The sequence below is a fragment of the Pantoea sp. SYBGC1 genome (assembly GCF_057197005.1).
The window spans coordinates 267,920-282,290 of the sequence record NZ_JBXUNM010000001.1; the positions used below are offsets into that span (position 1 = coordinate 267,920).

Consider the following 14,371-nt stretch of genomic DNA (forward strand, 5'->3'; position numbering starts at 1 on the left):
CGTTTTAAAGAATAATGGTGAATGCAGTCTGCGCAAGCGAAGCGGCAAATAATATTAACTCTTTGTTTTTTGTCGTTATTTAACGGGCAGGGAAATTATAAACGCTGCAGCCAGCATTAAAAAGCGTCATTAAATTAGCAGCATAGCGAATTAAACAGGCCAGTGACGCCGGAGCAATTAAATCCGGTTATCCGGAATAATTGGCAAAATTAATCAGATATGTGAGCCGGAGAGGCTTTTCGCCCTGAGTCAGGTACACAGGGCAGGTGGCTTAAATCAGCATCCCCAGAATCTGCAACACGCTCTGCTGTGAAGCAGTAACAAAAGGAATATCTTTAATATGCTGCATGCCAAACGCCTCATAGAATTTTCTGGCTCTGACATTGGCATCCATAACTTCCAGCCACAGGTAACCCTCCTGCCGGCTGCGCGCGCTGGCAATAATGCTCTCAAACATTCGTCTTCCGACGTTTTTGCCCGTTTCCTGCGGATCGAGATAGAGTTTGCAAAGCTGAGCACCCCGCATCCCGGAATCGGGTACCGGCACGCTCCACTTTACTTTGGCAAAACCGATAGGCTGCGCTGACTCGGCAATCAGCCAGCACTCACTGGCATCAGACAGGCTACTGGTAAGCGCATCCATACCGTACTCTTTACTGATAAACGCATCCATCTCGTCTGCAGAGACCCACAGGTGTTTAAAGTGCGCGCTGTAGGTCATACGCCCCAGCTGCTGCAGTAAGCCGGCGTCTTCCGGCCGGGCGTGACGAATAGTCATTGCCATTATGCGGATTCTCCATGAAGTCTGCGTCACGTGCGACGCAGAGTGGTACACACTCCTGACGGGCGATAATACGCGAATGACGTGCGGGATGTGATAGCGATCTGCTGAAACCGCGTAATAAGGGCTTAAGCGGTATCACATTTTGCATGGTGGCAGGCTGGAAGTGATAGCTGGCAGGGAGAGCGGGTCAGCGCAGCGGCAGCGCAAAAAAAGCAGCGACGAAAATATTAAAAACCTCTTTTATTCGCCTGCATTTTTGTCACTGGTGAATAAGCTCCTGCAGGCAATCAGCCGTTAAATTGCCTCTCTCTTAACATAAGCCGGAGGCGGGCTCAGAAGCCGTAACGTAAACTCTCCGCGCGTTTAGCCGTTTCATAAACGTACTGCAGCATCGGCTCCAGATCGGCATCGGGTCCGGCGCTGATGATCTTGCCGCGCAGCCACTCAATCTCGCTGGTAATATCCGGATGGAAAATCGTATTGTTCTGCGCATTACGCAGCCACTTTAGCAGGAAATTATTTTTCCCCCGCAGATGAGCGCTTTTTTTGGACTGAGCATGGATTTTAAGCGCAACCAGAATGCAGTAGTAAAAATGGACGCGCTGACTGTAGTTTTGCACCATCTTATCGCTCTTTATCATCGATATCGTTGACCCGCGTCAGTGTGCATAAATGCACCATTCAGGTCAATTCCGCTGCAACTGAAGCGGTAAAAAAAACGGGGCACGCAGCGCTTTTTAAGAATTTCTTTATACAGGATGAAATGGCGCTCATTCCAGACTTAATCCTTTTTTTAATATTTACAGGGCGCCGTTGCTGGCTACAGGAATAATCTGAATTAGTGCAGGAGAAAAAATCATACATATTTCCTGCTGCTGTACATATTTATTCTTTTTTTATTATCTTTTCGCTGATTATTAAAACGCAAAGCGTGGCGGTACATCGGGAGTTATTTTTCCGGTCAGCAACTTTTATGGCAAAAGGCAGAATAAGGTCTACACTTATTGCTGCCGATGTTCATTGTGCGTCAGGTTATGCAGTTATACATGGCGTTAAACTGGAAAGGTTGCGCATTTATTAGTGGTTTACCCTAAGAATTTTATCTGCAGCACGCCTCTGAACATCCTGATGTTTTACTCATAAAAGGAGGAGACGTGACATCTGTGGTAAGCGAGACCAATACCCTGCCGTCGTTAAGCGGCGGCCTTTACGCCTTCTTTTTTGACGTTGACGGCACGCTGGCAGCGATTGAAGCACAGCCCGATCAGGTCACCATTCCCGCCCGCGTTCGTCAGCATCTGCAGCAGATCTCTAATCTCAGCCACGGTGCACTGGCGCTGGTATCCGGACGGCCAATATCCCAGCTGGATACACTGGCAGCGCCGCTTGAAGCGCCGGCGGCGGGCGTGCACGGCGCAGAGCGCCGCGATGCAACCGGCCAGATCCATCGTCATGCGCTGCCAGATACGGTTGCCTCAGCGCTGCATGATGAGCTGGAACAGGCATTCAGCCAGTGGCCAGGGGCAGTGCTGGAGGCAAAAGGTATGGCGTTTGCGCTGCATTTCCGCAACGCCCCTGAGCATGAACAGGCGATTATGCAGCTGGCGGAACAGATCGTTTGCCGCTTCTCTGAGCTGACGCTGCAGCCGGGCAAATGCGTGGTTGAAATCAAACCTGAGGGAATCGATAAGGGCGCAGCTATTAACGCCTTTATGCAGGAAGCACCTTTTGCAGGACGTATTCCGGTGTTTGTGGGTGACGATCTCACTGATGAAAAAGGCTTTCTTGCGGTCAATGCGCTACAGGGTATCTCCGTCAAAGTTGGCGAAGGTTCCAGTGAAGCGCGTTACCGGCTGCCGGATACCGGCGCTGTCTGGCAGTGGCTGGAGCAACTATTATTACAATTAGAGCATGACAATATTGGTAAGGAGTTCAGGTTATGAGTCGTTTAGTCGTGGTATCTAACCGTATTGCTATCCCCGACGGAAGTAAAAGCAGCGCAGGCGGTCTGGCCGTAGGTATTCTTGACGCGCTAAAAAACACCGGGGGTTTATGGTTTGGCTGGAACGGAGAGATCAGCGAATATTCGGGTGAAGAGGAAGAGCCGCTGGCAAAACTGGAGCACGATGGGATCACCTACGCTTCATTCCCGCTCAATCAGAACGATTACGATCAATATTACTGTCAGTTTTCTAACACGGTGATCTGGCCCGCCTTCCACTATCGGCTCGATCTGGTGCAATATCAGCGTGAAGCCTGGGAAGGGTACTGCCGGGTGAATACGGCGCTGGCTCATCGTCTCAAACCGCTTATTCAGTCTGATGATGTGCTATGGATCCATGATTACCATCTGCTGCCGTTTGCCGCCGAGCTGCGCAAGCTGGGCGTGACCAACCGAATCGGTTTCTTTTTACATATTCCTTTCCCGACGCCGGAAATCTTCAATGCGCTGCCGCCGCATCAGGAGCTGCTGGAGATGCTGAGCGATTACGATCTGCTGGGCTTCCAGACCGAATCGGACCGGGTTGCGTTTCTCGACAGCCTCAGCCAGCAGACGCAGCTGCAAAATAAAGGCGAGAAAAAGCATCGGGCTTTCGGCAACACCTTTATGACCGAAGTCTATCCGATCGGTATTGAACCTGACGCGATCAAAGAGATGGCCGAAGGGCCGCTGCCGCCTAAGATGGCTGCGATGAAGCGCGAACTGGGCGATGCCAAAAATATCATCGCCTGTGAGCGCCTCGACTACTCCAAAGGCCTGCCCGAGCGTTTTCTGGCTTATGAAGCGCTGCTGGAAAACTTCCCGCAGCACCGCGGGAAAATACGTTACTCGCAGATTGCGCCGACTTCACGCGGCGACGTGCAGGCCTATCAGGATATCCGCCACCAGCTGGAGACTGAAGCGGGCCGCATCAACGGTAAATATGGCACGCTGGGGTGGACGCCTCTCTACTACCTCAACCAGCATTTTGATCGCCGTCTGCTGATGAAAATTTTTCGCCTCACCGATGTCGGCCTGGTAACACCCCTGCGCGACGGTATGAACCTGGTGGCGAAAGAGTATGTAGCGGCACAGGATCCGGATGACCCGGGCGTGCTGGTCCTGTCACGCTTTGCCGGTGCAGCGAACGAGCTGACGTCAGCGCTTATTGTGAATCCTTACGATCGTGATGAAGTGGCTGCTGCGCTGGATAAAGCACTCACTATGTCGCGTACGGAACGCATTACCCGCTATAACGATATGATGGCGGTACTGCGTAAACAGGATATTTCACACTGGCGCGAAACGTTCCTGCACGATCTTAATGCGCTGCCCGCGCGCGGCGACGATCACGGGACGGCAAATAAAGTTGCCACGTTTCAGAAACTGGCATAACCGTTAACCGAAAGCGGTCTCGGGGGAGTGCGTTAACGCACTCCCTTTTTTATTGCCGTGCGTTTGCCAAAAAGCGTTATTAAAAAGAGAAACCTGGCTAAGCATATTTGTCAGTCTGCCAACTGCTGCCGAACGGCCTATCCGGATGTGCTCCGGCAAAAAGTGATGAAACCGAAGCGGCAATACAGAAGAAATCGATTTCATACCTTGTGACGCTAACCGGTTGATGAGCGAGCAATGTGCGGCATTCGGCGCAAAAATAGGCATGATTTTGTAAGTTTTGTTATCAGCGCTAAAGTTTTTGCTGGCCAGGCCGATGTTAGTTATACATCAGTGCGTTTTCTGTACCACCCATTCATTTTGCTAATGTAACAACCAGTTACATCCACACCCGTTTTCTCACCTTTGCTGACGTTATCTTGACACTTCGTTTGTCACGCGCCATCACGTTTTACATGCCCCTTACGGTGCAAGAGTGGTGCCTTCAGGCAATATTCCCTGTAAGTGATTAATTTAAAACTTATTAAAACAGGGGTTTTCTGGTGTTTTGTGCTGCAACAGAGAGCCAGTGTAGCGAGATGTGATGAGATAACCGCAACATGACAACGAAAGGATCGGCATAACGTGACCTGTGTCGACTAAATGGAAATATGAGAAATTCCTTAGGAAATATTAGCGAAAAATTTGAAATTTGAGCAAAAAATAGACAATACGCAAGCATCCCTGAAGCTTCGGTTAAAAAATTTGCCTTAAAAGTGTGATCCATATCACACTTTATCTAAAATTCCGGTCCGGTCACGTTGTATGTCGGATAGAGACCATATAGATTTGCGTTGTTTTCAGATTAGTCTTAAAAAACGATAAAAAGACATCAGGGAAGAAAGTTGAGACTCAGGAAAAAAATGGCCTGGAATTTTGACTGCTACTACTGAATGTCCCGGTAGGAAATGAAACAATTAAATATATGTTGGCTTATGCCTGATTTTATTTTTTGCCATCTTTAGATTTACCAACCAGCAACCCGAACCATAGAGATTAAATTCTGTGGCCGTATATATGTCGCGTCTATCAGGATGGAAAAAATGGGTACATCAGAATTACTAAAACATATATATGACATCAATCTGTCATATTTACTGCTCGCGCAGCGCTTAATTAACCAGGAAAAACCGTCAGCGATGTTTCGTCTGGGTATTGATGAAGCAATGGCAGATGCACTCGCTCAGCTCACTTTACCTGAAATGGTAAAGCTGGCTGAAACGAATCAGCTGGTATGTCAGTTCCGCTTTACCGATCACAATTTGATTAATCGTCTTACTCAGGAGTCACGGGTTGACGATCTGCAGCAAATTCACACCGGGATCCTGTTATCCAGCCGTCTGCTGCGCAGCGTTTCAAAAACTGAAACCAGCACCAAAAAGAGGGCTGTATAATGAGCGATAAAAGTATCGTTCAGGAAGCGCGTGATATTCAGCTGGCTATGGAGCTGATCACGCTGGGTGCCCGTCTGCAGATGCTGGAGAGTGAAACGCAATTAAGTCGCGGTCGCTTAATTAAATTATATAAAGAGCTGCGCGGTGCGCCGCCGCCAAAAGGCATGCTGCCATTCTCTACCGACTGGTTCATGACGTGGGAACAGAATATTCACGCCTCAATGTTCTGTAACGCCTGGCAGTTTTTACTCAAAACCGGCTTAAGCAGCGGCGTGGAGGCTGTCATTCAGGCCTACCGTCTCTACCTTGAGCAGTGTCCGCAATCGGACGAGGGCCCGCTGTTGGCGCTGACGCGCGCCTGGACCCTGGTGCGATTCGTTGAAAGTGGGATGCTGGAACTCTCTGACTGCAAAAGCTGTCACGGCAGCTTTATTAATCATGCACATCAGCCCGCAGGCAGCTTTGTCTGCAGCCTGTGCCAGCCGCCTTCACGTGCCGTAAAAAGACGTAAACTTTCTGCAGATACTGCCGATACCTTTCCACAACTGCTGGATGAACAGGTTAAACGCGCCGTTTAAGTATGTTCGCATTGTGGAAGCCATCCAGCAGCGGGTTACCCCCGCTGCTTTTTTTTGCCTCCGATTTGTGAATATCGCCTGCGGCCCTCTGGCTTAACTTCCACCAACACGTTACGGACGTAAGGATGTTTTTGTGCTGATTATTCTGGGTTATATCGTGGTCCTTGGTTCCGTGCTGGGCGGTTATCTGATGGTCGGCGGCCATTTAGGAGCGCTTTATCAGCCATCTGAACTGCTGATCATTGGCGGGGCAGGTGTCGGCGCATTTCTGGTCGGTAATAACGGTAAGTCTATTAAGAAGACGCTTAAGGCGCTGCCGCTGCTGATGCGCGGCTCCAAATATAATAAAGCGGTCTATATGGATTTAATGGCGCTGCTTTATCGGCTGATGGCGAAATCCCGTCAGCAGGGCATGCTGTCGCTGGAACGCGATATTGAAGATCCCTCGCAGAGCGAAATTTTTGCTAATTATCCGCGTATTTTAACCGATAAACAGTTAGTGGATTTTATTACCGACTACCTGCGTCTGATGGTCAGCGGAAACATGAATGCATTTGAAATTGAAGCGCTGATGGATGAAGAGATCGAGACCTATGAGCATGAGTGCGAAGTACCCGCGCAAAGTTTATCTGCCATCGGCGATGGCTTACCGGCATTCGGCATTGTTGCAGCGGTAATGGGGGTCGTGCATGCGCTGGCGTCAGCCGATCGTCCGGCGGCAGAGCTGGGCGCGCTAATTGCGCACGCCATGGTGGGCACCTTCCTCGGCATCCTGCTGGCCTACGGCTTTATTTCACCGCTCGCGTCGGTATTGCGTCAGAAGTGCGCCGAGACCACCAAGATGATGCAGTGCGTCAAGGTTACGCTGCTGTCCAGCCTGAACGGGTATGCCCCGCAGATCGCCGTCGAGTTTGGACGTAAAACGCTCTATTCCACCGAGCGTCCTTCGTTCACTGAACTGGAAGAGCACGTGCGCAACGCTAAAAACCCGGCTAAACAGACTTCGGACCAGAATTCATGAAGCATGATAATCGCCCGATTGTGCTGGTTAAACGGCGCAAACATAAAAAGCATGAAGGCAGCCACGGCTCATGGAAAATTGCCTATGCCGACTTTATGACGGCGATGATGGCATTCTTTATGGTGATGTGGCTGATCTCAATTGCCAATCCGCAGGAGCTGGTTCAGATCGCCGAGTATTTCAAAACTCCGCTTAAAGTTGCGGTCACTGGCGGACCACGCAGCAGCGACAGCGAGAGCCCGATCCCGGGGGGCGGCGACGATCCGACCCAGCAGAAAGGCGAAGTAAGGAAGCAGGTGGATATGGATGCACAAAAGCGCCAGCTGGATGAGATCCGTCTTAACCGGCTGCGCGAAAAGCTCGATCAGCTGATTGAAGCCGATCCGCGCCTGAAAGCGCTGCGACCGCATCTGATTATTAACATGGTGGAGGAGGGGCTGCGTATTCAGATTATCGACAGCCAGAACCGCCCGATGTTTAAAACCGGCAGCGCTGAAGTTGAACCCTATATGCGCGATATTCTGCGCGCGGTTGCGCCGCTGCTGAACGATATTCCGAACAAAATCAGCCTCTCTGGTCACACCGATGACTTTCAGTATGCCAGCGGTGAACGCGGCTACAGTAACTGGGAGCTCTCCGCCGATCGGGCAAATGCGTCCCGCCGCGAGCTGGTTATCGGGGGCCTGGACAGCAACAAAATGCTGCGCGTCGTGGGGATGGCCGCCACGATGAAGCTTAAAAACCGTGGCGCTGATGATGCGGTCAACCGCCGTATCAGCCTGCTGGTATTAAATCATGATACTGAAGCCGCCATTGAAAAAGAGAATGCCGAAAGCGATGCCGTTCAGGTCAGCGATCCGGCACAAATGATTCCCACTATCACTGCACCAGCCGGACCGGCTGCGTCGGCAGCGACCGCACCGACCGCTCCGGCGGCTCCGGCAGCGCCCGCCGTCACCGCAGCGCCCGCTGCGGGTGTGGTAACACCAGACCAACCCTCACAGCCGAGGTGATCCCGTGAGCATGGACATCAGCGATTTTTACCAGACGTTTTTTGACGAGGCCGATGAGCTGTTAGCGGACATGGAGCAACACCTGTTGGGACTGGATCCCCAGGAGCCCGATGCCGAACAGTTAAATGCCATTTTTCGTGCCGCACACTCTATCAAGGGCGGGGCGGGCACGTTTGGCTTTACGGTTTTACAGGAGACAACTCATATCCTGGAGAACATTCTGGATGGTGCGCGCCGCGGCGAAATGCAGCTCAGCACCGACATCATCAACCTGTTTTTGGAAACCAAAGATATTATGCAGGAACAGCTCGATGCGTATAAAACTGCGCAGGAGCCTAATGCGGAGAGCTTTAACTACATCTGCGAGGCGCTGCGTCAACTGGCACTGGAAGCGAAAGGTATTCTGCCTGAAGCGCCTGCTGCTGCGGTAGTCGATATCCCTGCGGCGGCGACGGCTGCCAGCCGCGGCCTGCGCCTGCAGCTGGTCGATCTCAAAGAGAAAGAGCCAGAGCTGATGCTGGAGGAGCTGAGCAATCTCGGCAGCGTAACCGACGTCGTCAAAGGCACGCATTCACTGGAAGCCACAATTGAAGGTGTGGATAAAGATGACATCGTTGCGGTGCTCTGCTTTGTCATCGATGAAGCGCAGATCCGCTTCCCGCAGGCAGAGGCCGCCGCCCCGCTTGCTGTAGCAGCAGATGAAACGGTAACCGCGCCGCCGCAGAGCGCGACGGTAACGGATATCACACCGGCAGTAAAACGTGAAAGCAAACGCGCCGCGGCGCCAGCCAAAGCGAGCGAGTCCAGCAGTATTCGCGTGGCGGTGGAGAAGGTGGATCAGCTGATTAACCTGGTCGGCGAGCTGGTCATTACCCAGTCGATGCTGGCGCAGCGTTCCGGTGCGCTGGATCCGGTCGCCCATGGCGATCTGCTCAACAGCATGGGCCAGCTGGAGCGCAACGCGCGCGACCTGCAGGAGTCGGTAATGTCGATTCGTATGATGCCGATGGAGTATGTGTTCAGCCGCTTCCCGCGTCTGGTACGCGACCTCGCGAGCAAGCTCGGTAAAGAGGTTGAGCTGACGCTGCTGGGCAGCTCAACCGAGCTGGATAAAAGTCTGATTGAGCGCATTATCGATCCGTTAACTCACCTGGTGCGCAACAGTCTGGATCACGGTATCGAAACGCCGGAAAAACGCCTGGCAACCAATAAAACCGCCACGGGTAACCTGACGCTCTCTGCTGAGCACCAGGGCGGTAATATCTGTATTGAGGTGATCGACGACGGAGCCGGCCTGAATCGCGAGCGCATTCTGGCTAAAGCGCTCTCTTCAGGGCTGCCGGTCAGCGACAGCATGAGTGATGAAGAAGTCGGCATGCTGATCTTTGCTCCTGGCTTCTCTACCGCTGAGCAGGTCACCGATGTCTCCGGACGCGGCGTGGGTATGGACGTGGTGAAACGTAACATCCAGGAGATGGGTGGCCATGTCGAAATTGCGTCGAAACAGGGCAAAGGCACAACCATTCGTATTCTGCTGCCGCTGACGCTGGCAATCCTGGATGGCATGTCGGTACGCGTAGCGGATGAAGTCTTTATCCTGCCGCTGAACGCCGTTATGGAATCGCTGCAGCCAACGGCAGAAGAGCTGAAGCCGCTGGCTGGCGGAGAGCGCGTGCTGGAAGTGCGCGGCGAATATCTGCCGCTGGTTGAGCTGTGGAACGTCTTTGATGTGCAGAATGCCAAAACCGATGCGACGCAGGGGATTGTGGTTATTCTGCAGAGTGCGGGCCGCCGCTATGCGCTGCTGGTCGATCAGTTAATCGGTCAGCATCAGGTGGTGGTGAAAAACCTGGAGAGTAACTACCGCAAAGTGCCGGGTATCTCTGCTGCCACCATTCTGGGAGATGGCAGCGTAGCGCTGATTGTGGACGTCTCCGCACTGCAGTCGCTGAACCGTGAAAAGCGTGTGGCCGGTGCCGCAGCATAACTGATAAATAAAGGGCAAAAAAATGACTGACATGGCAACCGTGACCAAAATCGCTGGCGAAACCGTCGGCCAGGAGTTTCTGGTTTTCACCCTGGGTGATGAAGAGTACGGCATCGATATTCTTAAAGTGCAGGAGATCCGCGGCTACGATCAGGTGACGCGCATCGCCAATACGCCGGAATTTATCAAAGGGGTGACCAACCTGCGCGGCGTTATCGTGCCAATTATCGACCTGCGCGTGAAGTTCTCGCAGCCGGACGTCGAGTACAACGATAACACCGTGGTGATTGTGCTCAATCTGGCGCATCGCGTGGTCGGCATTGTGGTGGATGGCGTTTCCGATGTGCTGTCGCTGACGCATGAACAGATTCGGCCGGCACCGGAGTTCGCCGTGACGATGTCTACCGAGTATCTGACCGGACTCGGCGCGCTGGGCGAGCGCATGCTGATTCTGGTCGACATTGAAAAGCTGCTCAGCAGCGAAGAGATGGCGCTGATGGATACGCTGCGCAGCGTATAAATATGACCGCCGGGCCGCCTCAGAGCGGCCCGTTTTCTTTACCACTATCCTGTTTCGATGGACCCCATTATGTTTACCCGACTTCGTGTTGTCACCAGCCTGCTGGTGGTACTGGTACTTTTTGCTGCCCTGCAGCTGACGTCCGGATCGCTGTTTATCCGGGCACTGCATCATGACAAAACCAGTTTTTCTGCCTCTCAGCTCTCGGCGCAGAATCTTGCGGCGATCACCGATGCTTATATGAGCCTTAACCAGAGCCGGGTGGTGTTGACGCGTATACTGCTGCGCATCACTACCGGCAAACTGGAGGGGAAAGAGGCGGATGTCAGCGAACTTTACTTACAAAGCCGGGATTTCCAGCAGCGTGCTGCGGACAACTTTACTCTGTTCCGCACTCTGCCCGATACGCCGGGGCTGGATAAACAGCTTAATCAGCAGCTGGAGCAGAGCTATAGCGCTTACAGTCAGGCGCTGGCTGCGATGCAGGCCGCACTGCAAAATAAAGATATGGTGCAGGCGTATAAAGCGCCGGTAGCGCCCAGCCAGAGCGCCTTTTACGCTGATTACACGCGCTGGCGGGCCGACCAGAACCGTCTTACGCAGGCTGGCGCAGAAGAAAACAGCGCGGCCTATGCCCGTATGCTCTGGCTGATTGGTGCCGTGATGACCGTTGTGATTGCCGTCGGGGTGCTGTGCTGGTTCGGGCTGCGCCGGATACTTATCCAGCCGCTTAATCAGAGCATTCAGCATATCCGGCATATTGCGCAGGGCGATCTTACCCAGCCGATTACCATCACCGGGCGCAATGAGATGAGCCAGCTGGCCACCAGCCTGCATGAGATGCAGCAGGCGCTGACGCGCACGGTCAGCGACGTGCGCGACGGCGCGGATGCGATCTTTACCGGTGCCAGTGAAATCTCAGCCGGTAATAACGATCTGTCGGCGCGCACCGAGCAGCAGGCTGCATCACTGGAGCAGACGGCGGCCAGCATGGAGCAGCTGACGGCCACGGTGAAGCAGAATGCTGAAAATGCCCGTCAGGCGTCGCAGCTGGCGCTGACCGCTTCAGGCACGGCGCAAAAAGGCGGCACGGTTGTTGAGGGGGTGGTCTCGACAATGAAAGATATTGCCGGCAGTTCAAAGAAAATTGCTGATATTATCAGCGTCATTGATGGCATTGCCTTTCAGACCAATATTCTGGCGCTTAACGCTGCGGTGGAAGCTGCCCGCGCTGGCGAACAGGGGCGCGGCTTTGCCGTTGTGGCCGGTGAAGTACGCAGTCTGGCGCAGCGCAGCGCTCAGGCGGCCAAAGAGATCAAAGGGCTGATTGAAGATTCAGTCCGGCGCGTTAACAGTGGTTCGGTGCTGGTAGAGAGCGCCGGTGAGACCATGGGTGAGATAGTCAGTGCGGTGACGCGCGTCACCGATATCATGGGCGAAATTGCCTCAGCCTCTGACGAGCAGAGCCGCGGTATCGATCAGGTCGGGCATGCAGTCACTGAAATGGACCGGGTCACCCAGCAAAACGCGGCGCTGGTTGAAGAGTCGGCCTCAGCTGCTGCTTCGCTGGAGGCGCAGGCCAGCCGCCTCAGCCAGTCGGTGGCGCTGTTCCGCATTACGCGAGGCGCTGCGCAGGCGACTGGCGTGCGCCATCCGCAGATTGCCCCGCCTGCGGTTGCGGTCGCCGCCGCACCGCGCCGAGCGGGCACAACCGCAGGCGCAGAGAGCCACTGGGAAACCTTCTGACTGCCGTTATGCCCTCCGTCGCGCGTGACGGAGGGCAGTTTTTTTAGTTATTAATCAGGATCAAAAGCTTCAATAGGGCCGGACAGGTGCAAAGAAGCGTAAACCGTCTCAATTAATCGCGGCTGGCGTCGATAACAGGGTGTCAAAATTCTTCCTGGAGACACCATGTTAAAACGTATCAACGTCGTTACCAGTCTGATCGCCGTGCTGCTGATTTTTGGCGCGCTGCAGCTGCTCTCGGGCGGCCTGTTCTGGTCAGCGCTGAACAAAGATAAAGAGGCGTTTGCCGTCGCACAGACCTCTACCAATAATGTTGCCGCTATGTCAGATGCGTGGATTGAGCTTAATCAGACCCGCACCGTGCTCAACCGCGCCATGCTGCGTATGCAGGGCAGCATGGCAGCGCAAACCAACGGCGGACAGCTCAATGCGCTGATTGCCCAGACGGAAAAGCAGCTGAGCGTGGCTGCAGATCACTACCAGCGTTACTACAACCTTCCTTCCACACCAGGTCTGCCGGAAGCCTTAACCGAACGGCTGGAGTCTGACTACAACGCGTTTAACGACGGTCTGAAAGCGATGCTCGATCGCCTGAAAGCCAACGATCTGCAGGGCATGTTTGCGCAGAATATTGAGGCGCGCCAGGTCAAAATGAAAGCGACCTATGAAGAGTGGCGTACTGCCCAGGCGGAACTTGCGGCGAAAGGCGTCGTCCAGAACCAGCGCGCCTTTACCACCATGATGTGGCTGCTGGCCGCGGTGATGGTTGTGGTAATCGCGGTGATCGTGGGCTGCTGGTTTGGCCTGCGGGTGGTGCTGATCCGTCCGCTGCACGCGCTGCTGGGACATATCCGTCATATCGCATCCGGCGACCTGACGCAGCCGATTCAGGTGGAAGGGCGCAATGAGATGAGCCAGCTGGCGGCCAGCCTGCATGAGATGCAGCAGTCGCTGGTGCGTACCGTCAGCGATGTGCGCGACGGCTCTGACGCTATTTTCACCGGTGCCAGCGAAATCTCAGCGGGCAACAATGACCTTTCCGCCCGTACCGAAGAGCAGGCGGCCTCGCTGGAACAGACGGCTGCCAGTATGGAACAGCTGACTGCAACGGTAAAACAGAACGCTGAAAATGCCCGTCAGGCGTCGCAGCTGGCGCTGAGCGCTTCTGATACCGCCCGTAAAGGCGGTGATGTGGTGGAAGGCGTGGTGCGTACCATGAGTGATATTGCCGGCAGTTCAAAGAAGATTGCCGACATTATCAGCGTTATCGACGGGATTGCGTTCCAGACGAATATTCTGGCGCTCAACGCTGCCGTTGAAGCGGCACGCGCCGGCGAGCAGGGTCGCGGCTTTGCTGTCGTAGCGGGTGAGGTGCGCAGTCTGGCACAGCGCAGCGCTCAGGCGGCGAAAGAGATTAAAGGGTTAATCGAAGAGTCGGTCACGCGGGTTAACGCCGGTTCGCAGCTGGTCGGGACCGCCGGTGACACCATGAGCGATATTGTCGGTGCCGTCACGCGCGTCACCGATATCATGGGCGAGATCGCCTCGGCGTCAGATGAACAGAGTCGCGGTATCGATCAGGTGGGGCACGCGGTCACTGAGATGGATCGCGTGACGCAGCAGAACGCGGCTCTGGTCGAGGAGTCCGCTGCCGCCGCCGCGTCACTGGAAGCGCAGGCGAGTCGTCTGAGTCAGTCGGTTGCCGTGTTTCATATTCCGCGAACTGCAGCGCCAGCCGCTCAGCGTCTGACAGAGAGCAGAAAACCGCAGCCGCTGCGCAGCCCGGTGCGCAAAACCGCCACCGCCGCCCCGGCCAGCGATGCGAACTGGGAAACGTTTTAAGGGATTTTACCAGGTCGGCATGAATGCCGACCCTACGCCCCCATACACTGCGCATCCAATCCCGGTAACCC

12 protein-coding genes are annotated in these 14,371 nt (G+C 54.1%); 10 read left to right on the forward strand and 2 right to left on the reverse strand.

Annotated elements, in window-relative coordinates; all coding sequences use genetic code 11:
* Positions 1 to 271 precede the first annotated feature (271 nt).
* Both AC2CF9_RS01305 and AC2CF9_RS01310 read right to left on the reverse strand, forming a co-directional pair.
* On the reverse strand, positions 272 to 784 hold the full coding sequence (locus tag AC2CF9_RS01305) for a GNAT family N-acetyltransferase (RefSeq protein ID WP_150017392.1): 513 nt from the start codon (positions 782 to 784) through the stop codon (positions 272 to 274).
* 332 nt (positions 785 to 1,116) lie between these two features.
* Positions 1,117 to 1,407: a hypothetical protein gene (locus AC2CF9_RS01310; protein WP_484556076.1), complete on the reverse strand. Its 291-nt coding sequence runs from the start codon at positions 1,405 to 1,407 to the stop codon at positions 1,117 to 1,119.
* Positions 1,408 to 1,938: 531 nt separating this feature from the next.
* Here AC2CF9_RS01310 and otsB point away from each other — a divergent pair.
* The 10 genes from otsB to AC2CF9_RS01360 all read left to right on the forward strand — a co-directional run bounded on the left by otsB (position 1,939) and on the right by AC2CF9_RS01360 (position 14,300).
* The gene (otsB, locus tag AC2CF9_RS01315) at positions 1,939 to 2,727 is read left to right on the forward strand and encodes a trehalose-phosphatase (protein WP_484556077.1); all 789 of its coding nucleotides are present in this window, start codon (positions 1,939 to 1,941) and stop codon (positions 2,725 to 2,727) included.
* Positions 2,724 to 4,160: an alpha,alpha-trehalose-phosphate synthase gene (gene otsA / locus AC2CF9_RS01320; protein WP_108569269.1), complete on the forward strand. Its 1,437-nt coding sequence runs from the start codon at positions 2,724 to 2,726 to the stop codon at positions 4,158 to 4,160. The genes otsB and otsA overlap by 4 nt, the downstream gene beginning before the upstream one ends.
* Positions 4,161 to 5,242: 1,082 nt before the next feature.
* Positions 5,243 to 5,593, forward strand: coding sequence for a flagellar transcriptional regulator FlhD (gene flhD / locus AC2CF9_RS01325; protein ID WP_065649518.1), 351 nt, complete (start codon positions 5,243 to 5,245; stop codon positions 5,591 to 5,593).
* On the forward strand, positions 5,593 to 6,171 hold the full coding sequence (flhC, locus tag AC2CF9_RS01330; protein WP_071668763.1) for a flagellar transcriptional regulator FlhC: 579 nt from the start codon (positions 5,593 to 5,595) through the stop codon (positions 6,169 to 6,171). Before flhD ends, flhC begins: the two co-directional genes overlap by 1 nt.
* A 133-nt stretch (positions 6,172 to 6,304) precedes the next feature.
* Positions 6,305 to 7,192 (forward strand): flagellar motor stator protein MotA, encoded by an 888-nt coding sequence (gene motA / locus AC2CF9_RS01335; protein ID WP_150017395.1) that lies wholly within the window; start codon positions 6,305 to 6,307, stop codon positions 7,190 to 7,192.
* Positions 7,189 to 8,205 carry a flagellar motor protein MotB gene (gene motB, locus AC2CF9_RS01340; RefSeq protein ID WP_150017396.1) on the forward strand — a complete coding sequence of 339 codons (1,017 nt, stop codon included), beginning with the start codon at positions 7,189 to 7,191 and terminating at the stop codon, positions 8,203 to 8,205. Before motA ends, motB begins: the two co-directional genes overlap by 4 nt.
* A 10-nt stretch (positions 8,206 to 8,215) precedes the next feature.
* On the forward strand, positions 8,216 to 10,192 hold the full coding sequence (cheA, locus tag AC2CF9_RS01345; RefSeq protein ID WP_190314976.1) for a chemotaxis protein CheA: 1,977 nt from the start codon (positions 8,216 to 8,218) through the stop codon (positions 10,190 to 10,192).
* Between the two features lie 22 nt (positions 10,193 to 10,214).
* Positions 10,215 to 10,712, forward strand: coding sequence for a chemotaxis protein CheW (gene cheW / locus AC2CF9_RS01350; RefSeq protein WP_150017398.1), 498 nt, complete (start codon positions 10,215 to 10,217; stop codon positions 10,710 to 10,712).
* 69 nt (positions 10,713 to 10,781) lie between these two features.
* The gene (locus tag AC2CF9_RS01355) at positions 10,782 to 12,458 is read left to right on the forward strand and encodes a methyl-accepting chemotaxis protein (protein WP_484556078.1); all 1,677 of its coding nucleotides are present in this window, start codon (positions 10,782 to 10,784) and stop codon (positions 12,456 to 12,458) included.
* 165 nt (positions 12,459 to 12,623) lie between these two features.
* Positions 12,624 to 14,300, forward strand: a complete 1,677-nt coding sequence (locus AC2CF9_RS01360) for a methyl-accepting chemotaxis protein (RefSeq protein WP_484556079.1) — start codon at positions 12,624 to 12,626, stop codon at positions 14,298 to 14,300.
* Positions 14,301 to 14,371 lie beyond the last annotated feature (71 nt).

Coding starts and splice junctions, on each gene's coding strand:
- AC2CF9_RS01305 (WP_150017392.1), bottom strand. CDS start 784: ATGGCAATGACTATTCGTCACGCCCGGCCGGAAGACGCCGGCTTACTG.
- AC2CF9_RS01310 (WP_484556076.1), bottom strand. CDS start 1,407: ATGGTGCAAAACTACAGTCAGCGCGTCCATTTTTACTACTGCATTCTG.
- otsA (WP_108569269.1), top strand. CDS start 2,724: ATGAGTCGTTTAGTCGTGGTATCTAACCGTATTGCTATCCCCGACGGA.
- flhD (WP_065649518.1), top strand. CDS start 5,243: ATGGGTACATCAGAATTACTAAAACATATATATGACATCAATCTGTCA.
- flhC (WP_071668763.1), top strand. CDS start 5,593: ATGAGCGATAAAAGTATCGTTCAGGAAGCGCGTGATATTCAGCTGGCT.
- motB (WP_150017396.1), top strand. CDS start 7,189: ATGAAGCATGATAATCGCCCGATTGTGCTGGTTAAACGGCGCAAACAT.
- cheA (WP_190314976.1), top strand. CDS start 8,216: ATGGACATCAGCGATTTTTACCAGACGTTTTTTGACGAGGCCGATGAG.
- cheW (WP_150017398.1), top strand. CDS start 10,215: ATGACTGACATGGCAACCGTGACCAAAATCGCTGGCGAAACCGTCGGC.
- AC2CF9_RS01355 (WP_484556078.1), top strand. CDS start 10,782: ATGTTTACCCGACTTCGTGTTGTCACCAGCCTGCTGGTGGTACTGGTA.
- AC2CF9_RS01360 (WP_484556079.1), top strand. CDS start 12,624: ATGTTAAAACGTATCAACGTCGTTACCAGTCTGATCGCCGTGCTGCTG.